The 22,256-nt window shown below is 66.6% G+C and carries 27 protein-coding genes, 1 other RNA gene and 1 pseudogene; 10 read left to right on the forward strand and 19 right to left on the reverse strand.

Annotation, left to right across the window (positions count from 1 at the left end; genetic code table 11):
- Positions 1–72: 72 nt before the first annotated feature.
- A complete protein-coding gene (locus tag FCE95_RS11350; RefSeq protein ID WP_137267124.1) occupies positions 73–744 on the forward strand; it encodes a hypothetical protein in 672 nt (223 codons plus the stop codon).
- 131 nt (positions 745–875) lie between these two features.
- Complete coding sequence (locus FCE95_RS11355) at positions 876–2,081, forward strand: acetylornithine transaminase (RefSeq protein WP_189644733.1); 1,206 nt, start codon at positions 876–878, stop codon at positions 2,079–2,081.
- 175 nt (positions 2,082–2,256) lie between these two features.
- Here FCE95_RS11355 and FCE95_RS11360 read toward each other — a convergent pair whose 3' ends face one another.
- From FCE95_RS11360 to thiE, 4 genes are read right to left on the reverse strand one after another with little or no spacing between them, the layout of a single operon-like run.
- Entirely contained in the window at positions 2,257–3,375 is a 1,119-nt protein-coding gene (locus FCE95_RS11360) for a trans-sulfuration enzyme family protein (protein ID WP_137267125.1), read from the reverse strand.
- Entirely contained in the window at positions 3,365–3,997 is a 633-nt protein-coding gene (locus FCE95_RS11365) for an HAD family hydrolase (RefSeq protein ID WP_137267126.1), read from the reverse strand. Before FCE95_RS11365 ends, FCE95_RS11360 begins: the two co-directional genes overlap by 11 nt.
- Positions 3,994–5,283 carry a glutamate-1-semialdehyde 2,1-aminomutase gene (gene hemL / locus FCE95_RS11370; protein ID WP_137267127.1) on the reverse strand — a complete coding sequence of 430 codons (1,290 nt, stop codon included), beginning with the start codon at positions 5,281–5,283 and terminating at the stop codon, positions 3,994–3,996. The genes FCE95_RS11365 and hemL overlap by 4 nt, the downstream gene beginning before the upstream one ends.
- Positions 5,280–5,903: a thiamine phosphate synthase gene (gene thiE / locus FCE95_RS11375; protein WP_137267128.1), complete on the reverse strand. Its 624-nt coding sequence runs from the start codon at positions 5,901–5,903 to the stop codon at positions 5,280–5,282. Before thiE ends, hemL begins: the two co-directional genes overlap by 4 nt.
- On the opposite strand from thiE, the pseudogene FCE95_RS11380 reads away from it, so the two are divergent.
- The 6 genes and pseudogenes from FCE95_RS11380 (at position 5,902) to FCE95_RS11405 (ending at position 8,604) form a co-directional block, all read left to right on the forward strand.
- Positions 5,902–6,163 (forward strand): annotated as a pseudogene (locus tag FCE95_RS11380) (rubredoxin). The gene thiE and the pseudogene FCE95_RS11380 overlap by 2 nt on opposite strands.
- An 8-nt stretch (positions 6,164–6,171) precedes the next feature.
- Positions 6,172–6,675: a GNAT family N-acetyltransferase gene (locus FCE95_RS11385; RefSeq protein ID WP_137267130.1), complete on the forward strand. Its 504-nt coding sequence runs from the start codon at positions 6,172–6,174 to the stop codon at positions 6,673–6,675.
- Between the two features lie 197 nt (positions 6,676–6,872).
- Positions 6,873–7,220, forward strand: a complete 348-nt coding sequence (locus tag FCE95_RS11390; protein ID WP_137267131.1) for an ArsR/SmtB family transcription factor — start codon at positions 6,873–6,875, stop codon at positions 7,218–7,220.
- A gap of 25 nt (positions 7,221–7,245) precedes the next feature.
- Positions 7,246–7,731: an SRPBCC family protein gene (locus tag FCE95_RS11395; protein WP_137267132.1), complete on the forward strand. Its 486-nt coding sequence runs from the start codon at positions 7,246–7,248 to the stop codon at positions 7,729–7,731.
- 44 nt (positions 7,732–7,775) lie between these two features.
- The gene (locus FCE95_RS11400; protein ID WP_137267133.1) at positions 7,776–8,204 is read left to right on the forward strand and encodes a hypothetical protein; all 429 of its coding nucleotides are present in this window, start codon (positions 7,776–7,778) and stop codon (positions 8,202–8,204) included.
- Between the two features lie 28 nt (positions 8,205–8,232).
- The gene (locus tag FCE95_RS11405) at positions 8,233–8,604 is read left to right on the forward strand and encodes a VOC family protein (protein ID WP_137267134.1); all 372 of its coding nucleotides are present in this window, start codon (positions 8,233–8,235) and stop codon (positions 8,602–8,604) included.
- Between the two features lie 11 nt (positions 8,605–8,615).
- Here the strand turns inward: FCE95_RS11405 and FCE95_RS11410 are convergent, their stop codons facing one another.
- The 11 genes from FCE95_RS11410 to FCE95_RS11460 all read right to left on the reverse strand — a co-directional run bounded on the left by FCE95_RS11410 (position 8,616) and on the right by FCE95_RS11460 (position 17,661).
- A complete protein-coding gene (locus FCE95_RS11410; protein WP_137267135.1) occupies positions 8,616–9,371 on the reverse strand; it encodes a DNA alkylation repair protein in 756 nt (251 codons plus the stop codon).
- A gap of 12 nt (positions 9,372–9,383) precedes the next feature.
- Positions 9,384–10,229 carry a SirB1 family protein gene (locus FCE95_RS11415; RefSeq protein WP_137267136.1) on the reverse strand — a complete coding sequence of 282 codons (846 nt, stop codon included), beginning with the start codon at positions 10,227–10,229 and terminating at the stop codon, positions 9,384–9,386.
- A 152-nt stretch (positions 10,230–10,381) separates the two neighbouring features.
- Positions 10,382–10,828, reverse strand: a complete 447-nt coding sequence (locus tag FCE95_RS11420; protein WP_137267137.1) for a DUF192 domain-containing protein — start codon at positions 10,826–10,828, stop codon at positions 10,382–10,384.
- 52 nt (positions 10,829–10,880) lie between these two features.
- Entirely contained in the window at positions 10,881–12,368 is a 1,488-nt protein-coding gene (locus tag FCE95_RS11425) for a DNA polymerase Y family protein (RefSeq protein WP_137267138.1), read from the reverse strand.
- Positions 12,369–12,653: 285 nt separating this feature from the next.
- Positions 12,654–13,301, reverse strand: coding sequence for a ribose-5-phosphate isomerase RpiA (gene rpiA / locus FCE95_RS11430; RefSeq protein ID WP_137267139.1), 648 nt, complete (start codon positions 13,299–13,301; stop codon positions 12,654–12,656).
- Positions 13,302–13,305: 4 nt separating this feature from the next.
- The gene (locus FCE95_RS11435; protein ID WP_137267140.1) at positions 13,306–13,770 is read right to left on the reverse strand and encodes an EVE domain-containing protein; all 465 of its coding nucleotides are present in this window, start codon (positions 13,768–13,770) and stop codon (positions 13,306–13,308) included.
- Positions 13,767–14,378 (reverse strand): 5-formyltetrahydrofolate cyclo-ligase, encoded by a 612-nt coding sequence (locus tag FCE95_RS11440; protein ID WP_425481298.1) that lies wholly within the window; start codon positions 14,376–14,378, stop codon positions 13,767–13,769. Before FCE95_RS11440 ends, FCE95_RS11435 begins: the two co-directional genes overlap by 4 nt.
- A 172-nt stretch (positions 14,379–14,550) precedes the next feature.
- Positions 14,551–14,734, reverse strand: a non-coding RNA gene (ssrS, locus tag FCE95_RS11445) — 6S RNA.
- 66 nt (positions 14,735–14,800) lie between these two features.
- Positions 14,801–15,100 (reverse strand): cell division protein ZapA, encoded by a 300-nt coding sequence (locus tag FCE95_RS11450; RefSeq protein ID WP_137267141.1) that lies wholly within the window; start codon positions 15,098–15,100, stop codon positions 14,801–14,803.
- The gene (locus tag FCE95_RS11455) at positions 15,097–15,318 is read right to left on the reverse strand and encodes a TIGR02449 family protein (protein ID WP_137267142.1); all 222 of its coding nucleotides are present in this window, start codon (positions 15,316–15,318) and stop codon (positions 15,097–15,099) included. Before FCE95_RS11455 ends, FCE95_RS11450 begins: the two co-directional genes overlap by 4 nt.
- 30 nt (positions 15,319–15,348) lie before the next feature.
- A complete protein-coding gene (locus tag FCE95_RS11460; protein WP_223266871.1) occupies positions 15,349–17,661 on the reverse strand; it encodes a putative bifunctional diguanylate cyclase/phosphodiesterase in 2,313 nt (770 codons plus the stop codon).
- Positions 17,662–17,797: 136 nt separating this feature from the next.
- Here FCE95_RS11460 and FCE95_RS11465 point away from each other — a divergent pair, with 136 nt between their 5' ends.
- Both FCE95_RS11465 and FCE95_RS11470 read left to right on the forward strand, forming a co-directional pair.
- Positions 17,798–18,340 (forward strand): UPF0149 family protein, encoded by a 543-nt coding sequence (locus FCE95_RS11465; RefSeq protein ID WP_223266872.1) that lies wholly within the window; start codon positions 17,798–17,800, stop codon positions 18,338–18,340.
- A gap of 113 nt (positions 18,341–18,453) precedes the next feature.
- Positions 18,454–19,776 (forward strand): aminopeptidase P N-terminal domain-containing protein, encoded by a 1,323-nt coding sequence (locus tag FCE95_RS11470; protein ID WP_137267144.1) that lies wholly within the window; start codon positions 18,454–18,456, stop codon positions 19,774–19,776.
- Between the two features lie 91 nt (positions 19,777–19,867).
- Here the strand turns inward: FCE95_RS11470 and FCE95_RS11475 are convergent, their stop codons facing one another.
- Genes FCE95_RS11475 through FCE95_RS11490 form a run of 4 tightly spaced genes read right to left on the reverse strand, consistent with a single transcriptional unit; the run spans position 19,868 to position 22,143 of the window.
- Positions 19,868–20,722, reverse strand: a complete 855-nt coding sequence (locus tag FCE95_RS11475; protein WP_137267145.1) for an ankyrin repeat domain-containing protein — start codon at positions 20,720–20,722, stop codon at positions 19,868–19,870.
- A gap of 8 nt (positions 20,723–20,730) precedes the next feature.
- Positions 20,731–21,090: a VOC family protein gene (locus tag FCE95_RS11480; protein WP_137267146.1), complete on the reverse strand. Its 360-nt coding sequence runs from the start codon at positions 21,088–21,090 to the stop codon at positions 20,731–20,733.
- A gap of 22 nt (positions 21,091–21,112) precedes the next feature.
- Positions 21,113–21,511, reverse strand: coding sequence for a VOC family protein (locus FCE95_RS11485; RefSeq protein ID WP_137267147.1), 399 nt, complete (start codon positions 21,509–21,511; stop codon positions 21,113–21,115).
- The gene (locus tag FCE95_RS11490) at positions 21,508–22,143 is read right to left on the reverse strand and encodes a hypothetical protein (RefSeq protein ID WP_137267148.1); all 636 of its coding nucleotides are present in this window, start codon (positions 22,141–22,143) and stop codon (positions 21,508–21,510) included. Before FCE95_RS11490 ends, FCE95_RS11485 begins: the two co-directional genes overlap by 4 nt.
- Positions 22,144–22,256 lie beyond the last annotated feature (113 nt).

The raw sequence follows: 22,256 nt of genomic DNA on the forward strand, positions 1-22,256 counted from the left end.
CACACCTGTGACGCGATCCGGCGGCGCCTAGTTCGCGGCGCCGCGGATCCCACCGCATCGGAGGAATCCCTCATGAAAATTTCCACGTCCCGAACCATCCTGTACGGCGCCGTGCTGTCGGCGACGTTGCTGTTTTCGGCCGCCGCGTTCGCCGGCCCGCCGCTGCTCTGCCATCCCTTCGACACCGCCGGCGCGCCGTCGCTGGCTTGGGGCGGCAAGGGTTGGAACCAAGCGCGCAGCGATTACGACCTGAGCAAGCTCGTAGCCAACGTTTCGGCATTGCTGGCGCCGGAAACGCCGGTGATCGCGCGGATGGAAACCCTGCGCCGCGCATCGATCTACGCCAGCCGCAACGGCGCCGTCGCCCGCGACTTGGCCGCCAGCCTCGACGCGCGCGTCGCCCGGGCTTCGACGCCCGATGCGCGCGCCTCGGCCTTGTTCGACGCGGGTTACTACGCCGAAACCTTGCAGGACATCGTGCGTTTGCAAGGCTACGACATGCCGGGCGTCGGTCGGGCCGACACCGCCGCGCTGCGCGCGATCCTCGCCCAGGGCGACGGCAGCGCGAAGATCGACCAGGCCTTGAAGCTGCGTCCGAACGATCCCGGCATGAACTTCGCCGCCGCCCTCGTCGCCTCCGCGGACCAGCGCCAAGCGGACGTCGCCGCGCACACGCGCCTGGCGCGCGCCGGGGTGGGCCGCGATCGCCTGGTGGCGATGAACATCGGCAAGATTTCCAACTGAGGCACAGGTGCGTTTTCCCTCTCCCTTTTACGGGGGAGGGAAAGGCGCGAAGCACCAGGGAGAGGGTTCGGCTTTTGCCTTGGCGGGAGCGCATCTGGCTACAATTCCGAAAACCTCTCGGAATCCACGTTGTGTCCTCCACCGCCGACCTGATCGCCCTAGGCCAACAGTACTACCTGCCGGTCTACCGCCCGCGCGAAGTGATCCTCGAGCGCGGCCAAGGCTCGCGCCTATGGGATCGCGACGGCCGCGAATACATCGATTTCGCCGCGGGCATCGCGGTGTGCGGTTTGGGCCACTGCGATCCGGATTTGGTCGCTGCGCTGACCGAACAGGCGGGCAAACTCTGGCACACCAGCAATGTCTTCTACAGCGAACCGCCGCTGCGCCTGGCCGAAGAATTGGTCGCCGCATCGCGCTTCGCCAGCCGCGCCTTTCTGTGCAATTCCGGCGCCGAAGCGAACGAAGCGGCGATCAAGCTGGTGCGCAAATGGGCGGCGGCGCAAGGGCGCGCGCCGGAGCGGCGCGTCATCGTCACCTTCCGCGGCAGTTTCCACGGCCGCACCTTGGCCGCCGTTACGGCGACGGCGCAGCCGAAGTACCAGGAAGGCTACGAACCCTTGCCGCAAGGATTCCGCTACGTCGACTTCAACGATGCCGCGCAACTCGAAGCCGCGATGGCGCCCGGCGACGTGGCCGCGGTGCTGCTCGAGCCGGTGCAGGGCGAGGGCGGCGTGATGCCTGCGGCGGACGGTTTCCTGAAAAACGTGCGCGAGCTTTGCGACCGCCACGGCGCTTTGCTCGTGCTGGACGAAATCCAGTCCGGCATGGGCCGCACCGGCACGCTGTTCGCGCATTGGCAGGACGGCGTGGTGCCGGACATCGTGACCTTGGCCAAGGCGCTGGGCGGCGGTTTCCCGATCGGTGCCCTGCTGGCCGGGCCGAAAGTCGCCGAAGTCATGCAATTCGGGGCGCACGGCACCACGTTCGGCGGCAACCCGCTGGCGGCGGCGGTGGCGCGCGCCGCGTTGCGGAAATTGTCTTCCCCGGAGATCGCCGCGAACGTCGCGAAGCAGTCGGCCGCGTTGCGCTCGGCGTTGCAGGAAATGGGCCGCGACACCGGCCTGTTTTCGGAAGTGCGCGGCCGCGGCTTGATGATGGGCGCGGTGCTGTCCGAGGCGCACCGCGGCAAGGCGGGTGAAATTCTCAACCGTGCGGCGGAACGGGGGCTGCTGTTGCTGCAGGCCGGGCCCGATGTATTGCGCTTCGTGCCGGCTTTGAACATCGGTGACGAAGACATCGCCGAAGGCCTGAAACGTCTCCGCGCCGCTGTGTAGAGAGGTTTGCTCCGCTGCTTTTCTTCGTAGGAGCGGCTTTAGCCGCGAGCTGTTTCTCGGAAATCGTGGCGATGTCCCGATTTGAAAGAAAGAGCTCGCGGCTAAAGCCGCTCCTACGAAGAGCCGGAGCCGAAGCAGCGGAGCAAGCTCCGCTCTACAAGAAAGCAGCGAAAAGTCAGCCCAACGCTTGTTCGAGATCGCCGATCAAATCGTCGATATGCTCCAACCCCACCGACAGCCGCAGCAGATTCTGCGGCGACACCGGATTCGGACCTTCGACCGAAGCGCGGTGTTCGATCAGCGATTCGCAACCGCCCAGCGAAGTAGCGTTGGTGAAGATCTTCAGCTTGCCGGCGAAGGCCAGCGCGGCCTCGCGCCCGCCGCGGAACTGCACCGACAGCATGCCGCCGAAATCGCGCATCTGCTTGGCGGCGATGGCGTGCCCCGGATGCGAAGCCAAGCCGGGATAGTTGACCCGTTCGATTTCCTCGCGCGAGGCGAGGAATTCGGCCACGCGGCGCGCGTTGGCGCAGTGCAGCGCCATCCGCGCCGGCAGCGAGCGGCAGCCGCGCAAGGTCAGCCAGGCGCTGAACGGAGCGAGGGTGGCGCCGGTGACGTGCAGCCGGTGCGCGACGCGTTCGAACAGCCCGTCGCGCCGCGCGAACGCGAGCGCGCCGCCCAGCACGTCGCTGTGGCCGCCGAAATACTTGGTGGTGGAATGCATGGCCACGTCCGCGCCCAAGGCCAGCGGCTGCTGCAGCACGGGCGAGGCGAAGGTGTTGTCGCAGGCGAGCAGGGCGCCGTGTTCGTGCGCCAGCGCGGCGATCGCGGCGATGTCGCAGACCTTCATGCCGGGGTTCGACGGCGTTTCGATCCACAGCAGATCGAGCCCCGCTGCGCAGGCGGCGCGCACCGCCTGCAGATCGGAGAAGTCGACCTTGGACACCGTGTGGCCGCGCTCCGGCAGGAATTCCGCCGCCAGCGCGCGCACGCCGGTGTAGCAATCGTCGGGTATCGCGATACGCGAACCGTTCGGCAACGATTCCAACAGCGCGGCGATCGCCGCCATGCCGGAGGCGAAGGTCAACGCCGCCGCGCCGCCTTCCAGCGCCGCGATCGCGCTGCGCAGGCGGTCGTTGTTCGGGTCGCCTTCGCGCTGGTATTCGTAACCGGCGATGCGTTCGCCCGCCGGGCCGTGCTTGAAGGTCGTGGCCAAGTGGAGCGGCGGCGCGACGGCGCCGGTCTCGCGGTCGGCCTCGCCGCCGGCGTGGATGGCCAGAGTCTCAAGTCGCATGGTTTTTCTCCACAAGGCCGAGCGCGCGCAGTTCGGCGCGCAGCGACGACGGGTCGGTGAAATGATGGCCCAGCAAGCCGGCGCGGATCGCCCCTTCCACGTTGGCGAGTTTGTCGTCGACGAAGATCGCGCGCTCCTCGGCGATGCCGAGCGCGGCCAGGCAGCGCCGGTAGATGTCCGGGTCGGGCTTTTCGATCTTGAATTGCGCCGAGCAGAACACGCGCGCCGAGAACAGCGGGAACAGCGGCGGGCAGATCTGCGGCAGATAGTCGCGCACCATCAGGCCGTTGTTGGTGAGGATGGCCACGCCGGCGGCGCGCGAAACTTCGGTCGCCAGCGTCAGCATTTCCGGGAAGATAGACATCGAGGCCGCGCGCGCCCGCACGCAATCGTCCAGCGTCGCCGGCGCGCCGAGTCGGCGCGTCAGTTCGTCGGCTTGGCCTTGCGCGGTGTATTGGCCGCGATCGGAGCCGGCTTCGAGTCCGGAATCGAACAGCGCCGCTTTCACCGCGGCGGTGTCCTTGCCGGTGCTCTTCGCCAGCGAAGCGAGCCGCGCTTCTTGATCGTAATGGACCAATACGCCGTCCAGATCGAACAGCACCAACGCCGGCGCGGCGCTCATGCTTTCGCCTCGCGGAAGGCTTCGCGCGCGGCGGCGACCGTGGCGTCGATCGTTTCGTCGTCGTGCGCCGAAGACATGAATCCGGCTTCGAACGCCGATGGCGCCAGGTAAACGCCGCGTTCGAGCATGGCGTGGAAGAAGCGATTGAACGCGGCGGTGTCGCAGGCCACGGCTTGCGCGTAGGTATCGACTTTTTCGTCGCTGAAGAACAAGCCGAACATGCCGCCGACGCGCTGCGTGGTTATCGCAACGCCGGCTTCTTGCGCCGCGTCCTCGAAACCATCGCACAACGCGTTGGTGCGGCGTTCGATGTCGGCGTAGAAGCCCGGCGCCTGGATCAACTCCAACATCGCCAGCCCGGCCGCCATCGCCACCGGATTGCCGCTGAGCGTGCCGGCCTGGTAGATCGGCCCGCTCGGCGCGATCTGCCGCATCAAATCGGCGCGTCCGCCGTATGCGCCGACCGGCATGCCGCCGCCGATCACCTTGCCGAAGGTCGACAAGTCCGGCGTCACGCCGTAGCGCGCCTGCGCGCCGCCCAGCGCGACGCGGAAGCCGGTCATCACTTCGTCGAAGATCAGCAACGCGCCGTGACGCGTGCACAGTTCGCGCAGATGCTGCAGATAGCCGTCGCGCGGCGGCAGGCAATTGGCGTTGCCGACCACCGGCTCGACGATCAAGCCGGCGATGTCGTCGCCGCATTCGTCGAACAGCGCGGTGGCGCCGTCGAAATCGTTGTACGACAGGGTCAGCGTCAGGTCCGCGAGCGCCTTCGGCACGCCCGGCGAAGTCGGCACGCCGAAGGTCAGCGCGCCGCTGCCGGCCTTGACCAGGAAGGAATCGCCGTGGCCGTGATAGCAGCCTTCGAACTTGACGATGCGCGCGCGACCGGTGGCGCCGCGCGCCAGGCGAATCGCCGACAGCGTGGCTTCGGTGCCGGAATTGACCATGCGCACCATTTCGCAAGCGGGCACCAAGCGCGAGATCGTCTCGGCCATCGTCACTTCGAGCGGATTGGGCGTGCCGAAGCTCAATCCGTCGCGCGCGGTGCGCAGTACCGCGTCCAGCACCGCCGGGTGGTTGTGGCCGACGATCATCGGGCCCCACGAACCGACGTAATCGATGTAGCGGTTGCCGTCGACGTCGAACAAATACGGCCCTTCGGCGCGGGCGACGAAGAACGGCTCGCCGCCGACCGACTTGAAAGCGCGTACCGGCGAATTGACCCCGCCGGGCATCAGCGCTTGCGCGCGGGCGAAGAGCTCGTGGGATTTGTGCGTATTCATCGGTCGAAAAGATTCCGGTAGGCGCGCGCTGCGGCGAGAGGATCGGCGGCGTCGAAGACCCCGCCGACGACGGCGATCAAATCCGCGCCGGTCGCAACGAGTGCAGGCGCATTGTCGGGCGTTATGCCGCCGATCGCCACCCGCGGCAGGCCGAGCGCGGCACTGTCGCGCAGCAGGTCCGGCGTGGCGCGCCGCGTTGCGGCTTTGGTGCGGCTGGGGAAGAACGCGCCGAAAGCGACGTAATCGGCGCCGGCGGCCGCGGCGCGTCGCGCGCGTTCCAGCGAGTCGTAGCAGGAAACGCCGAGGATCGCATCGTCGCCGAGCAGTGCGCGCGCGGCCGCGACGTCGCCGTCGTCCTCGCCCAGATGCGCGCCGTCGGCGCCGATCTCGGCCGCCAGCGCGGCGTCGTCGTTGACGATCAGCGGCACGCCGCGTTCGCGGCACAGCGCCAGCAACGCCTGCGCCTGTTCGCGGCGCAATGCGCCGTCGGCGGCCTTGTTGCGGTATTGGAGCCAGGACGCTTCGGCCAGCACCGCGGCGACGCGATCGAGCAAGCTTCCGGTGTCGGAAGCGTCGGGCGTGATCAGGTACAGGCCGCGGCGCGGCCAGCGGGGGTTCATGGGATGGGTTTCCGTGCCGGGCGCGGGGTGGGACAATGCCGCCTCGCCAGATACGCATTATCGCTCCGATGTCCGAAACCGCCCAAGCCACCGCCTACCGCACCTGGATGTGCGTGGTTTGCGGCTTCATTTACGACGAGGCGGCGGGCCTGCCGGAAGAGGGCATCGCGCCCGGCACGCGCTGGGAAGACATCCCGGACACTTGGACCTGCCCGGATTGCGGCGTGACCAAGGACGACTTCGAAATGATGCCGGTCTGAGCGCGGCGATGGACGGCAAGGACGCGCCGCCGCTGCGCTTCCGCGCCTGGCGCGAGGACGATCGCGATACCGGCTTGGCCTTGTTCGACAGCAACGTCCCGCAATTCTTCGCCGCGCAGGAACGCGCGGATTTCATCGAATTCATCGAAGACCTGCCGGGCCCGTATTTCCTCGCGCTGGACGCCGACGGCGCCGCCGTAGGCTGCGGCGGCTATGCGGTGCACGACAAGAAGCCCGAAACCGCGGCCCTGTGCTGGGGCATGATCCATCGCGATCATCACAAACGAGGCTGGGGCGATGCGCTGCTGCGCCATCGCTTGGACGCGATCGCGCGCGAACCCGTTTTCCGCTGGGTCGAAATCGAAACTTCGCAGTTCAGCCGCGGCTTCTTCGAGCGCTACGGGTTCGTGCAGCGGAAACAGGTGGCGGACGGTTTCGCGCCCGGCATCGACCTGATTGAGATGACGCTGGATATGGACGCATATCGGAAAGCCGGTCGCGCGAATCTTTAATCCCGCGCGTCGTCCCTGCGAAAGCCGGGATCCAGAATTCCCGTCGAGTGTTCGGCTGTTGCGCGGCCGGGATCCCGGCTCTCGCAGGGATGACGGCATCAAAAACCTAACTAAATGATTTAAAAGAAAAAATTATTGCTTGACAGGTGATGACTTTTATATAACCATGAAGTTATGGAACTTTGAGGTTATAGAAGATGACGCCGACCCAACTCGACAACACCTTCGCCGCTCTGGCCGACCCCACCCGCCGCGCCATCCTCGCCCGATTGGCCCTGGGCGAAGCGACCGTCAACGAACTGGCCGAGCCCTTCGACATGAGCCAGCCCGCGATTTCCAAGCACATCAAGGTGCTCGAGCGCGCCGGCCTGGTCAGCCGCGGCCGCGACGCGCAGCGGCGGCCGGTGCGGATCGAAGCCACGCCGCTGGCCGAAGCCAATATCTGGCTCGAGCGCTACCGCGAGATCTGGGAACGCAATTACCAACGGCTGGACGCTCTGCTCGAAGCGATGCAAGCCATGCCGAAAACCCCGCAACGCGATTGAAACCGCCTACGAAAGGAGAGACGAGATGAGCACCGCCAACACCCTGCAAGTCGCCACGCCGAGCGACCGCGAAATCCTGATCAGCCGCGACTTCAACGCGCCGCGGCAAATGGTCTTCGATGCGCACACCCAACCGGAACTGATGAAGCTGTGGCTGTTTGGGCCGGACGGCTGGCGCTTGGACGTGTGCGAAGTCGATCTGCGCATCGGCGGCAAATACCGTCTGGTCTTCGCGAAGGGCGACACCTCGATGGGCATGGGCGGCGAATACCGCGACATCGACGCGCCGGCGCGCTTGGTGACCACCGAACTGTTCGACCAGGACTGGACCGGCGGCGAAACCCTGTGCACCGCCACTTTCGACGAGCGCAACGGCAAGACCCGGCTCGAAACGCGCGTGCTGTATTCGTCCAAGGAAGCCCGCGACGGCGCGCTGCGGTCCGGCATGACGGACGGCATGGAAGCCGGCTACGCCCGCCTGGAAAAAATCCTGGCGGCCAAGGCGGCTTGAAGCCGCCAGCCACCGGTCTTCGTATCCCATCTTGGAGAAAAGCCATGACGACGATCGCAACCACCGATGCGTCCTCGCCCGGACGCAACCTCTGGCGCAGTGCGCGCGCGGTACTGCTGGGCCTGCTCGCGGTATTCGTGCTGTCCCTGGGCGCCGACCAACTGCTGCATATGCTGCGGGTCTATCCGCCTTGGGGCGTGCCGATGCACGATCCCGGATTGAACCTGCTGGCGTTGTCCTATCGCTTGGCGTTCGGCGTGGTCGGCGGATACGTCACCGCGCGTTTCGCGCCTTGCCATGCGCTACGCCATGCGCTTGCGCTGGGCGCCATCGGACTGGCGCTGAGCGCGCTCGGTGCGGTTGCGGCGATGCAGGCCGCTCTCGGCCCGGCGTGGTACCCGGTCCTGCTCGCATTGAGTTCGATTCCGACCGCATGGCTGGGCGGCGTGCTGTACCAGCGCAAGCGCCGCTAAGCCGATCCTTCCATTCCACAGGTGCCCCATGCTCAAGAAAGTCGCTTTCACCATGTATCCGATCCGCGACGTCGCCCGCGCCCGCGATTTCTACGAGAACAAACTCGGCCTGAAGATCGGCTCGCACGGCAACCGCGCCGATCAGCACTGGATCGAATACGACCTGCCGGACGGCGGCTGCATCGCGCTGACCAATTTCATTCCCGACGAGCCCAGCGCCAAGGCGGGCGGGACGATCGCGCTCGAAGTCGCCGATCTGGATGCGCTGATGACGGACCTGAAAGCGAAAGACGTCGTGTTCACCAGCGACGTCATCCCCAGCCCGGTTTGCCGGATGGCGGTGTGCCTGGATTCGGAAGGCAATTCGATCTTGCTGCACCAGCTCAAGCCGAAAACATAGCCGGCGGGCGGTCAGCCCGCCTTCGTGCGGGCGGCCGCTTTCGCGATGTCGCGCAACGCGTCTTTTCCTACCCAGCGCCGCGCGGCATCGGGAGAAGCGGCCAAACGTTCGGCGACGGCGACCGCCGCTTTCTTGAACACCGGGTCGCGTTTCTTGCCGATCGAGCGCAGCGCCCAGTTGATCGCCTTGGACACGAAATTGCGCGCGTCGCCCGCCTCGCGTTCGACCAGCTCCAAGCCGCGCAGGAACAACGCCGGATCCGCATCCCTGTCGTGGATGGTCAAGCTGGCCAGCATCGCGAACGCGGCGCGCTTGACGAATTCGTCGCGCTTGCCGGCCCATTGTTCGACTTTTTTCCACGCGTGCGGCGTGCGGTCGAACAACGAGAAGCAGATCGTGTCGCAGACGGCCCAGCTGTCGAAGTCGCGGGCCCAGCGGTCCATCTGCGTGGGCGCGACCGCAGCCGGGTCGTCCACGTAGGCGCATAGCAGGCGCGCTTCGTACTGGCCGGTTTCCCACAGCGCCAGCGCGAGTTCGTGGTTCTTGCCGAATTGCTTACCCAACTTTTGGATGTCGGGCATGGTCACGCCGTAGGCATTGCCCAGCGGAATGCCGTAGCGCGCCATGCCGTCGCGCCGCGCCTTCGTGCCGTGCCGCTTCAGCCAGGCCAGGGCCTCTTGAACTTGCTTTTCGACCGGTACGGCCGCTGCCGCTGCGGGCTTTTTCTTCGCGACCGCGGGTTTCTTCGCGGATTTTGCGGCGGCCATCGCTCGTTCCGGTCAATGCATGCGCGCCGAGCCGGCGCTGAGTTCCACCAAGCGCTCGCGCATCGCGGCGGCGTCCGAGGCGTCCGCATGGCGCTGCAGATAGCGCGCCAGGTCGTGCCGCGCGCCGCCCGTGTGGCCCAAGCGCAGATAGGCCAGGCCGCGGTCGCGCAGCGCTTCGGGCTGATCGGGCGACAATTTCAGGATGCGGTCGGCGCTGCGCGCCGCGCGCTCCCAATCGTCGCTTTCGGCGTAGACGCTGTGCAGGTTGCGCAACACCCGCACCAGGATCGCGCGGTGCGAGGCGGGATTGAGGATATGCAGCAGCGCGCCGTCGTCGGGCAGCTCGCCGCCCAGATGCGGCTTGGCGCGTTCGCGCAGCTCGTCCACGCCCAGCGGGCGGCCGCGGTTGAACGGGTCCATCACCAGCAGGCCGTCGTCGACCGGCAGCCGCACCAGGAAATGGCCGGGAAAAGACACGCCGTCCAGCGGCACGCCCAGCCGGCGCGCGACTTCGATCTGGACCAGCGCCAACGAGATCGGATTGCCCCGGCGCCGCTCGAACACTTGGTTGAGATAGCTGTTGCGCGGATCGTAGTATTCGTCGCTGTCGCCGGAATAGCCGAGCTCGTCGAACAGGTGGCGGTTGATCGCGGCCATCTTCAGCGGCCAGGCATCGATCGCGTCGATCTCCCCGCGCAGCGCCTCGGCGTGCTCCTGCAGCAGCGTGTCGTACAAGTCGGCGTCGAGCGAAGGATATTCGTCGCGGGCGATCAGCAGCGCGGTGCTGAGCAGCGGCATCGTGTCGTCGTCCAGGCCGGCCAGGCTGTTCCATTCCGGCAGGGGAAAGCGCTCGCGCATGGGCGAAGAGTGAGCCGGTTTTTGCGCGGAATCAAGAGCCCTTCGCCACGCTTTTTGTGGGAGCGGCTTTAACCGCGAGCTTTGCGATCAGATCGTCGCGGCATATGGAAACAGCTCGCGGCTAAAGCCGCCCCCACAAAAAAGCGCAGCGCTCAGCGCGCGGGCGGAATCGCCGGCGAAAGTTTCAGCTCCGCGCCGTCCTGCAGCTTCAGCTTCGCCGCTTGGCCGGCGTTCAACTCCAGCACGTAACGGGCCGGCGCTTCGCTCGGATAATTGGGGCACCTGTCGCCCAGCGTGCAAGGCGGCACGTCGACTTGCTTGGACACCAGCTTGCGCTCGTTGTCGAAGTACAGGATGTCGAGCGGGATCTTGGTGTTCTTCATCCAATAGGCGACCGGTTCCAGCTCGTCGTGGATGAACAGCATGCCGTGGTCGGGCGCCATTTCTTCGCGGAACATCAAGCCGCGGGCGCGCTCGGCTTCGTCGTCGGCGATTTCGACCGTGTAGCGCTGTCCGCCCACTTCGACCCAGGGGCCGCTGGCGCTGGCGCAACCGCTGAGCAGCAGGACGGCGAACAGCAGCGGACGAAGGGGAGTCATGGCGGCTCCGGGCATGGGCGATGGGATTAGTTTATCGGCAATCCGGTGCCGTTCAGAACAAAGGCTGGGTTTCGCCGATCTCGGCGTCCGGATCTTTTTTCCGGGCCGCTCCCCAGCCGCCGGCGCCGGCCTTGAACGGTTCGGCCGCGGGCGGGCGGCCCTTGCGCTTCTGTTGTTCGCGGTGGGCGTTTTCGGCCAGCACCTTGAACTGGCGTTCGCGCTGCAGGTAAAGCTCGTCGGCCGACTCCGCGGCCTTGGCCGCGGCGCGCTTGCGGGTGGTCACGTCCTCGTCCCGGCCCGGTTTGGGAATGCTGGAGAAGGGGATGCGCATCGGCGCCGCGTCGTGGGCCATGGCCTGCTGCATTGCGCCGAAGTACACCGCGTTGTTGCCGTACTTCTCGTTGATCTTGTCGACCACCGCGCTCATGGTTTTGTCGCGGCGGCGCTCGACCATCAGTTCCTCGGTGACGCTGCCCACCGGCTCCAGGCCGACCAGGGTGACGGCCACCGATAGCGGCGGATTGCGTTGCGGATTCCAGCGCTTGCGCTGGATCGCCTTTTGCAGCTGCTCCATCTGTTCGCCCAGCAATCGCAGGAAGGTCGGCGTGTCGTCGATGGGCGCGAAGTTCAGGTCGCGTTCGAACCGGGATTCCAACCCGACGAAGCGGATGCGCAAGGCCATGCCGCTGGCCAGATAGCGTTCGTCGCGCAGCCGCATCGCCGCCTTGGCCAGCAGCTTGAACAGCACCGAGCGCGCGCCTTCGAAGCTGCGCAGTTCGGGGCCGAGCACGTGCGAATGGCCGACCGAGCCGCGCTTGGTCGCGCGATCGGGCACGTCGTGCCCGCGCAACTGCAGCCAATAGCGCTCGCCTTCGATGCTGCCCCAGGCCGCGCGCAGATGTTCGCGGGTGGCGCCGCACAGCTGTTCGACGCTGTGGATGCCGGCATCGCGCAATCGGCGCTCCATCGACGGGCCGATGCCGCAGAAGTCGCGCAGTTCCAGCGCGTGCAGCTTGTGCGGCAGATCGTCCAATTCCAGCACGGTCAGGCCGTCGGGCTTGACGATGTCGGACGCGGTCTTGGCCAGGAATCGGTTCGGGGCGATGCCGATGGAGCAGCGGATCGCTGGGCTGTAGCCGCGATCGACCAGGGTTCGCTTGATCTTGCGGGCGATCGCTTCGGCGTTCTCGCGCTTGCGTTCGCGGCCGATCAGGTAGCAGGGCACTTCGTCGATCGACGCGGCCTGGCCGTGCGGAATGCAATCCTGGATCGCATCCATCAACAGGTGGTGCAGCTCGACGTAGCGCGCCGGCCGCGCTTCCACCAATTTCAAGTCCGGACACTTCTCCATCGCTTCCCACACCGGCGTGCCGGTGGTGATGCCGTACCGCTTGGCTTCGACGCTGGCGGCGATGCAGCAAGTGGTCGCGGCGACCACCGGCACCACGCCGACCGCCTGCCCGCGCAGCGACGGGTCGTCGTATTGCTCGACCGAGGCGAAGAACGAGTTGAAGTCGACGAACAGGCAGCGCAGCGTCATGGCGCGGTAGAGCGGATAGCGCTTGGGACGACAGTATCGCGCCGTTCCGTCTCGGCCTGTGAGACCGCAGCAAAATCAAGCGCTTAAGCTAAACAGTCCTCGCTTGTGTAGAGCGGAGCTTGCTCCGCTGCAATTGCTTTGTAGAGCGGGGCTTGCCCCGCTGCTTGCTCTGGATCCCGGTTGCGAAAAAACAGCGGGGCAAGCCCCGCTCTACAAAGCTAAGCCGGGCAAACAGCGGAGCAAGCTCCGCTCTACACGAGCAAAAGCAAAAACGGCAGGAAGTTGTCAGAGCACCAGCGGCGGTTCGCCGCCGACGATCACCACATCCGCCCGGCGGCGCGCGAACAAGCCGACGCTGACCACGCCGGGAATCTGGTTGAGCTCGCGCTCCATCGCCACCGGATCGACGATCTTCAGGCCGTGCACGTCCAGCACCCAGTTGCCGTTGTCGGTGACTACGCCTTCGCGCCACACCGGCTGGCCGCCGGTGTGGGCGAGGATTTCGCGCGCGACCAGGCTGCGCGCCATCGGGATCACTTCCACCGGCAACGGAAATTTGCCGAGCACGTCGACCCGCTTGGCCGGATCGACGATGCAGACGAACTTGGCGCTGGCCTCGGCGATGATCTTCTCGCGGGTCAGCGCCGCGCCGCCGCCCTTGATCAGGCATTTGTTGGGATCGCATTCGTCGGCGCCGTCCACGTACAGCGCCAGCGGGCCGCTGTTGTTGAGATCGATCACCTCGATGCCGTGGCCGCGCAAGCGTTCCGTGCTCTGCTCGGAACTGGACACCGCGCCGGCGATGCGGTGCTTGATCCGGCCCAGCGCGTCGATGAAGAAGGCGACGGTGGAACCGGTGCCGACGCCGACGATCATGCCGTCTTCGACGTAATCGATGGCTTTTTCGCCGGCCAGGCGCTTGGCTTCGGACACGGAACTACTCCAGGGACAAAAGGAATTTCCATTGCGCCGCCGACACCGGCAGCACCGACAGCCGGTTGCCGCGCTGGGTCAGCGCGAACGGGCCGAGTTCGTCGGCGTGCGCCTTGATCTCTTCCAGCGGGATCACCCGCTTGAGCTTGCGGTCGAAGCTGACGTCGACCATTTCCCAGCGCGGCTGTTCGCGCGCGCTCTTGGCGTCGAAATAATCGGAATTCTTGTCGAACTGGGTCGGGTCCGGATAAGCGGTATTGGCCACCGTGGCGACGCCGGCGATGCCGGGCACTTCGCAGCTGGAGTGGTAGAACAGCACGCCGTCGCCGACCTGCATTTCTTTCATGTGGTTGCGCGCCTGGTAGTTGCGCACGCCGGTCCACGGTTCGGTCTTCACCTTGGCCAGGTCGTCGATGGAGAACGTGTCCGGCTCGGTCTTCATCAGCCAGTAGCGTTTGCGCGCGCTCATGCGGGCTTCCTCGCGGGAATCAGGGCTTCGGTTTCGGTGCAGACCGCGTCCAGCGGCACGTCCCAGGCTTGCGCGTCCAGCGCGTCGATCCGCTGCGCGTCGAACGCAGCGCCGACCAGCCAAGGCGGCGCCGCGCGTTCGTGGCGGAACGCGAAGCTGCGATCGTACCAGCCGGCGCCCATGCCGAGCCGGCGCCCGCGTTCGTCGAAGCCGACCAACGGCGCCACGACCAACGACAATGCGGCGGCTTCGAGCAAGGAATCCGACGAGAGGTCCGGTTCGGGAATGCCGTAGCGGTTGGACACCAGCGGATCGCCGGGACGCCACGGCGCGAAACGCAGATGCTCGCCGTGCAGCACCGGCAGGCAATAGACGACGTCCTTCGGCAAACGCAGCTGCCAGACGTGCAGCGCGATTTCGCCGTCCATGGCCCAATAGCCGGCGACGTAGCCGGTCTTGGGCGCGAACGGCAGCGCCAACAAGCGTTCGGCGACCTTTTCCGCGGCGGCGATGCGTTCGGCCGCGGGGATGTCGCGCCGGCGCCGGCGCAATTCGCGACGCAGAGCGGCGCGGTCTTCGGGCAGGAGCGGGGTTTCGGCGCCGGTCATGGCGCGGATTCTAAACGCTTTTGATTTCTCCCCCTTTGAAAAAGGGGGACGCAGGGGGATTTGCTTTTGCGGTTGCTTCGAGCCGCAAGATCAAGAGCAAGTCCCCCTTGATCCCCCTTTTCAAAGGGGGAAAAAACAAAAGCCCGCGACGAGCGCGGGCTTTCGTAAAAATGCATCCTCCGCCATGCCGATGCATGCGAAACGACCTTGAACCCGGGGTTCAAGTGGGAACGCTGGGAGGCCTTCGGGCTTTCCGCAACGGGGCGGACTTGCACGCCTGGCGTCGTCGCATTCCCGGTGTCGTTTTTAAGGGACAAGGCGAATGTTTTGCACGCCGTCGAACACGGCAGAGGACGCGAACGAAGTATAGCGCGGAGATCCGGATCGTGTCGCCCGTTCGTCGGGCGAAAACATGCCCGCGTTCAGGCCGGCGCGTCGAGCGCGCCGTCGAGCTTGCGCTGCAATTCGGTCAGCGTGCGGGACAATTCGCGGTCGCGGCTGTCGCTTTCGCTGCGCAATTGTTGCAGTTCGTGCGCCAGATTCAGCGCGGCGAGCACCGCGATGCGATCGACCGCGGCCATCCGATTGCCGCCGCGGATCTCGCGCATCTTGCCGTCGAGCAGCTTGGCCGCGGCGAGCAGGCTGTCGCGTTCGTCCGGTTCCACGCCGACCGTGTATTCGCGGTCGAGGAGGCGGACGTTGACCGGTTCGCTGGCGCTCACGTGTGCTGTTCCAGCGATTTGAGGCGGGTGATCATCGCTTCGACCCGCGACCGCGCCTGTTCATTCTTGGCCAGCAGCGCGGAGCGTTCGCCGCTCAGCTGTTCCTGCTGCGCGCGCAGGCTGCGGTTTTCCTCCGCCAGGCGTTGCGCGTGCGCGACCAACTGTTCCACGCGGGCGGCGAGGGCGCGCAGCTGGGCGATGGCTTCGGCGTGGTCCATGGCGGCACGATAGCACCGCCGGACCGGCGGTCAAGCGGGTTCGAACCGGGCCACGCCGGAGCGCCAATTGCGCAGGAAAGCCAGGCAGCGGTAAGGATCCAGCGGCCGCGCCACCCAGTAGCCCTGGATCTCGTCGCAGTGCTGCTCCATCAGCAGCCGGGCCTGGGCCTGGTGTTCCACACCTTCGGCGACGACGTACAAGCCCAGGGTGCGCGCCATCGCGATGATCGAATGGGTGATGGCCTTGTCGTCCCGGTTCTGGGCGATATCGTCGATGAAGGCCTTGTCGATCTTCAGCGTCGTGATCGGCAACCGTTTCAGGTACGCCAGCGAGGAATAGCCGGTGCCGAAATCGTCGATCGCCAGGCGTACGCCCAAGTCGCGCAGCGCCTGCATGGTCTGCGCCGCCTGCGCGGCCTTGGCCATCACCACGCTTTCGGTGAGTTCCAGTTCCAGGCGCTCGCCCGGCACGCCGGTGTCGGCCAGCACCTTGGCCACGTAACGCGGCAGATCGCCGCGCAGCAACTGCAGCGCCGACACGTTCACCGACATGTTCAGCGTGCCCAGGCCGTGCTGGCGCCAGCGGCGCAGGGTGGTGCAGGCCTCGCGCATCACCCATTCGCCGATCGGCAGGATCATCCCGCTTTCTTCGGCCAGCGGAATGAAGTGGTTCGGCGGGATCAGGCCCAGGTAGGGATGCTCCCAGCGCAGCAGCGCTTCGACGCCGGTGATCGCGCCGGTGCGCAGCGACAGCCGCGGCTGGTAGACCAGGCGCAGCTCGCCGTTTTCCAGCACCTTGCGCAATGCGCCGGACAAGGTCGCGCGCTGGCGCAGCTCCCATTCCATTTGTTCGGTATAGCGCTGATAGGTGCGGCGGCCCGCGGCCTTGGCCTGGTACATGGCCGTGTCGGCGTGCTTGAGCAGGTCGGTCGGCACCTGCGCATGGTCCGGATACAGGCTGATGCCGATCGACGGCGAAATGATGATCTCGCGCCGGTCTTCGATCGCCAGCGGCGCGTCGAAGGCGTGAATGATGCGTTCGGCCAGGCGGTCGCCTTCTTCCGGATCGCGTAGGTGTTCGAGCACGACGGTGAATTCGTCGCCGCTGAGCCGAGCGACGGTGGCGCCGGTCGGCGCGACTTCGCGCAGCCGCGCCGCCGCGGCGCGCAGGATGCGGTCGCCGGTGGCGTGGCCGAGCGAATCGTTCACGTCCTTGAACCGGTCCAGGTCCAGGAACAGCACCGCGATCCGGCTGTCCTCGCGGCGCGCGTTGACGATGGCCTGCGACAGCCGCTCGGACAGCAGACTGCGGTTGGGCAGGTTGGTGAGCGTGTCGTAGTTCGCCAGCAGGCGCAGTTCCTGCTCGGTGCGCTTGGCGCGGGTGATGTCGCTGAGCACGGCCACGTACAGGCTGCGCTGGTCGATGGCGCCGTCGACGCGGATCGATTCCAGCGAGCACAGGAAATCCTCGCCGTTCTTGCGCCGCTGCCACATCTCGCCGACCCAGTGGCCCTCGCGCACCACTTGTTCGCGCATTTCGCGGTAGAACTCGGCGTCGTGCTGCGGGCTGTCGAGCATGCTCGCCGAATGGCCGATCGCTTCGTCCTCGGTGTAGCCGGTGGTCTTGGAGAAGGCCGGATTCACCGCGACGAAGAAGAAATTCTCGTCCAGCACCGACACCGCTTCGTTCATGCTGCGCAGCACTTCGCTAGCGATGCGGCGTTCGCGGTCGGCGTCGCGGCGGTCGCTGATGTCGCGCGCGGTGCCCGCCACGCGGGTGACGCGGCCCAGCGCGTCGCGCGCCACCGCGCGGCCGCGGGCGCGCACCCAGGTCCATTTGCCGTCGCGGTTGCGCGAGCGGTGCTCGGACACGAACATCGGCGCGCGGCCTTCGATGTGCGCCTGCATAGCCTGCCGCACCATCGGCAGGTCGTCCGGATGCACTTCCAGCTCCGGGTTGGCGAAGCGCAAGGTGCGGATCGTGCCCGCGCCGCCCTCGACGGGTTCTTCCACGCTCAGCACGTGCGCCGAGTTGCGGATCAGGTCGTTGTCCCAGAAATGCTCGCCCGAGGCCCACAGCGCGATCTTCAGGCGCTCCTCGCGTTCGCGGATCTGTTCGAAGTAGCTGCGCTCGGCGCGCCAACGCCGGCGCCACAGCCAGGCCAGGACGCCGCCGATCGCGGTCGCCGCGGCCGCGTACAGGCCCAGGATCAACAGCAGCAGCGTTCCGCGGTCGCCGCCGGCCAGGCTGGCGCCGGCCCACGCCGACAAGGGAGCCGCGGCCGCCAAACCGGCCGCGAGCGCAAACTGGAAGCGCGTTCCTGCGTCGCCAAAAATGCGCACGTGGGCCGACCGTCAGAGGAGCATGCGCGGCAGTGTAGGGGCGGTCCGCGGCCCGCAACAAGCCGGCCCGGCCGGCGCGGGCATCCTCCTGCCGCCGGCATTGCTACACTGCGCAGACCCCTTCCGTGCGCACCCCGTGTCCGACGAACTGCCCAGCTGGTCCAGTGTCGATGCCCAAGCGCAGGCGCTGAAGCTTTCCGCGACCCCTTCCGAATTGCACGGCGCCTTGTGCGGCTGGCTGGCCGGCGGCGGCGACGGCCCCGATTGGCTGGCGAAAGTGCTCGCCGACGACCAAGCGCCCAAGCCCGAAGCGGGCAGCGCGCTGGACGCGATGAACACGGTCACCCGCACGCAGTTCGAGGACCGCGATTTCGGCTTCGCCCTGTTGCTGCCGGACGAAGACGCGCCGCTGGCCGAGCGCAGCGAAGCCTTGTTCGAATGGTGCCGCGGCTTCCTCGGCGGCTTCGGCTTGGCGGCGGGCAAGGATCCGCCGCTCACGGACGAAAGCCGCGAAGCGCTGGACGATCTGGCGCGTTTGGCCGCGGCCACGCCCGAGCCGGACGGCGACGAAGAGGACGAGGCGGCCTACGCCGAGATCGAGGAGTTCGTGCGGGTCGCCGCGCTGCTGTTGCACGGCGACTGCGTGATGGGCCCGCGCCATCGCCATCGTTTGAATTGATTTTTTGTGGGAGCGGCTTCAGCCGCGAGCTTTTGTTCGCAGGTCGCGACCATCTGGAACGAAGAGCTCGCGGCTGAAGCCGCTCCCACAAAAAGCTTACGGATTCGCAGCCCATGAGCCTAGCCACCGGCATCCCCCTCACCAGCTACGCCAAGCGCCGCAAGCAGCTGATGCGGATCGCCGGCGACGACGCGATCCTGGTGCTGCCCGCGGCGCCCGAGCGCATCCGCAGCCGCGATACGCATTACCCGTACCGGCAGGATTCCGATTTCTGGTACCTGACCGGCTTCGCCGAACCGGAAGCGGTGCTGGTCCTGGTGCCGGGCCGCAAACACGGCGAAAGCCTGCTGTTCTGCCGCGAACGCGATCCCGAGCGCGAAGCTTGGGACGGCCCGCGCTTCGGCCCGGAAGGCGCGGTCGAAAAACTCGGTCTGGACGACGCTTATCCGATCGACGATCTGGACGAAATCCTGCCTGGCCTGCTCGAAGGCCGCACCCGCGTCTACTACCACTTCGGGCGCGACACCGACTTCGACCTGAAGCTGATCGGCTGGCTCAACCGGGTCCGCGCCCAGGCGCGGCAGGGCGCGCAGTCGCCGCACGAATTCCTGGAACTGGGCCACCTGCTCGACGAGCTGCGCTTGTTCAAGTCCAAGGAAGAGTTGAAGCTGATGCAGCGCGCCGCCGATATCAGCGTCGAAGCGCACCGCGCGGCGATGCGCGCGGCGCGCGCCGGCGTGCGCGAGTACGAGCTGCAGGCCGAGATCGAACGCGTGTTCCGCAGCCACGATGCCGAATCCGCCTACGGCAGCATCGTCGGCGCCGGCGTCAACGCCTGCGTGCTGCACTACCGCGCCAACAACGCGCAGGCGAAGGACGGGGATTTGGTGTTGATCGACGCCGGCGCGGAATACCGCGGTTACGCCGCCGACATCACCCGCACTTTCCCGGTCAACGGCCGCTTCAGCAAGGAACAGCGCGCGCTGCACGACCTGGTCGGCGCCGCGCAGCAAGCCGCGTTGGCGCAGGCGCGGCCGGGCGTGCCTTACGAAGCCGGCCATCTGGCCGCGGTGGAAACGCTGACCGAGGGCCTGCTGACGCTGGGCCTGCTGAAGGGCAAGTTGGAAAAGAATCTGGCCGAAGGCAGCTACAAGCGCTATTACCGGCACAAAACCGGCCATTGGCTGGGCTTGGACGTGCACGACGTCGGCGAATACCGCATCGACGGCGACTCGCGGCTGCTCGAACCGGGCATGGTCTTCACCATCGAGCCGGGCCTGTACGTGCCGCCGGACGACAAATCGGTGCACGCGAAATGGCGCGGGATCGGCATCCGCACCGAAGACGATGTGGTCGTCGCCAAAGACGGGCACCAGGTGCTGACCGGCAAGCTCGAACGCAGTGCGGACGAAATCGAAGCGTTGATGGCCCGCTAGCTTGCTTGTGTAGAGTCGAGCTTGCTCGACTGCTTTTTTCTTCCTGAAGCCTCTCTGCAACGTGGGGAAGAGCGGTCGAGCAGGCTCGACTCTACGGAAGCGAGCGGAGATAGCGCGCGATCCCGTCGTGCCCGCCGTATTCGGCCCACTGCAGCGGCGTGCCGCGGTGGATCTTGTCGCGGATATTGAGCCTCGCGCCGGCGCCCGCCAATACTTCCACGGCGCCGAGCGAACCCGCCGCCACCGCTTGGTGCAAAGCGGTGGCGTGCGGATGGATGACGATGCTGTAGGCGTCGATGTCGACGCCTAGCCCGATCAGCGTGGCCAGCGCTTGCGCATCGCCGTTGACCGCGGCGGCGACCAGCGCGATCTGGCGTTCTTCGTGCGTCGCGGTGCGCGCCAGCCGCGCGGCGTCTTCGCGGCGTCCCAGGCATAGCGCGCCGGCCAAGGTGAGCGTCCCGCCGCGATCGAGCAGATGCGCGGCCGCTTCCAGATTCGCCGCACCCAAAGCGCCGATGCCGTCGCCGGGACGCGCGCCGCCGTCGATCAGCGCGTCCATCAACGCGATCTGCACGCCGCTTTCGCGGGCGACTCGGCCGGTCACGATCAGTCCCAGCGCGTAGTCCAGCTGTTCCTGCAAACCTGCATCCTCTGCGTGGCGCGCGGCTTCGGCGAGCATCGCGGCGATCGCGGCGATATCGCTGGGCAGCCGCTCGTTGCGCACCGGATTGCCGGCTACGAACCACAGCAGATAGGGCCGGTGGAAATAGCCCTCCAAGGCATCGCCGACTCGATCGCGCAACCAGGCGCCCGGCGATTCGAGCCTCGCGTGCGCCAGCGGCGGATGCGCCGCGAGCAGTCGCGACAACGCATGCGTATCGGCCGCATCGATCGCCTCGACGGCTTCGCGGAAGAGATCGTCGGTGCTGCGGTCGCCCGTGCTCATCCCTGTGTTTACGGCAGTTGCTGGCCGAAGGTGACCCAGAACCGGTTGCAATCGCGGACGATGAATTCGCGCATGCCGTAGAACGTGTCGTGCGGCTCTTCAACGATTTCCGCTCGCCCGTCCAGGCGCGAGCGCAGAGCATCGATGTCGTCGGAATAGACATACAAATCGACTTCCCGCCGCGCCGCGTCGCTTGCGCGTCCCGCAGCGCTGAACATCACCCGACCATCGCCGTAGGTCATCGACGCCCAATCCATCTCGCCGCAATCCTCGTTGGCGGCCGCGAGATAAAAGCCGATGCTTTCGTACCAGGCGACAGTGGCGCGCACGTCGGGCACATGGATCATCGGCACGATGTTTCTGGCCATGGCTATCGCCTTGTCGAGGAATTCACCCTTGCCGTTGGAAGCAGAGCACGTAACCGTCTGGATCGTTCACGTACAGCTGTTTCATGCCGTAGCCGGTGACGATGGGCGGCTTCGGCCGCAGACCCTTGGACAGAAGATACGCGTAAGCGGCATCGACGTCGCGGCAGCCGAAAAACAAGCCGGTATCGTCGTGGACCGCGATCCGCGCCGGATCCGGCGCGGCCGGCCGGTGCTCGGCTTCGTAGCGCGTATTGAGCATCAAGTCGACGCCGTCCAGCCGCAACCAAACCCAGTCCGAAGCATCGCCCGCGCCGGAATCCGAAACCCGCTCGAAGCCGAGGATGTCGCGGTAGAACGCCAGCGACGCCGGCATGTCGAACACCTGCAGCAACGGCGTCATGCCATCAATTTTCAAGCTCATAACGGTGCGGACTCCTCGCCCGGCGATTTCGCGCCCGCTTTCCTGCCCGGCGGCGTGAACGCGGGCAAGCTGCGCGGCGGTCCGATCCGCCGAGCTTCCAGCACCTGGTGGTTTTTTGTCCAGGTCTTGCCGTCGTCCAGCGACCGGTCGGCGCTCCAGGCGAACGCGTCGGCCCGGATATCGTGGTAGCGGATCTTCCAGAACGAAGGGCGGGGACCGGACACGCCGAAATGCTGTTCGATCCGCATCTCGCCGCCGTCGCGCCGGGCGGTGCCGAAATCCTGCAGCCCGCCGCCGTCCATGCCGATCAGTTCCCAGCGGTCCAAACCGGGGTTATAGGCGCGGATCGTGGTGGTCACGTAATAGGTCTCGTCTTTCGGGCCGACCACGCGGTATTCGTCCAGGATCTGGCCGCCGGACAGACGCACCGCGCTCCAATAGCCGCGCAGCTTGCCGTAATCGCCGTTGTCGGCGGTGAATTCCCAGTCGCCGAGCAGGTAGTCGAAGTCGCCTTCGTGCTTTTCGATCAGCGCTTGGCGTCGTTCGCCTTGTTTGTCGGCATCGCTTTGGGCGAAGACGGGCAGACAGGCGTTCGCGGCGACGAGGAGAACGGGAAGAACGATCTGGCGCATGGGTGCCTCGCTGCCGGTTCGGTCGGGATCGAGGCTAGGCGCGCGGGTTGCCGGAGACAAGGCCAATGCAGCGGGCGGCGAAAATCCTGCAGCGAGCGGCGGACAACTCCCTC

Origin of the sequence: Luteimonas gilva, assembly GCF_005239095.1 — a bacterium.
GTDB lineage: Bacteria > Pseudomonadota > Gammaproteobacteria > Xanthomonadales > Xanthomonadaceae > Luteimonas_C > Luteimonas_C gilva.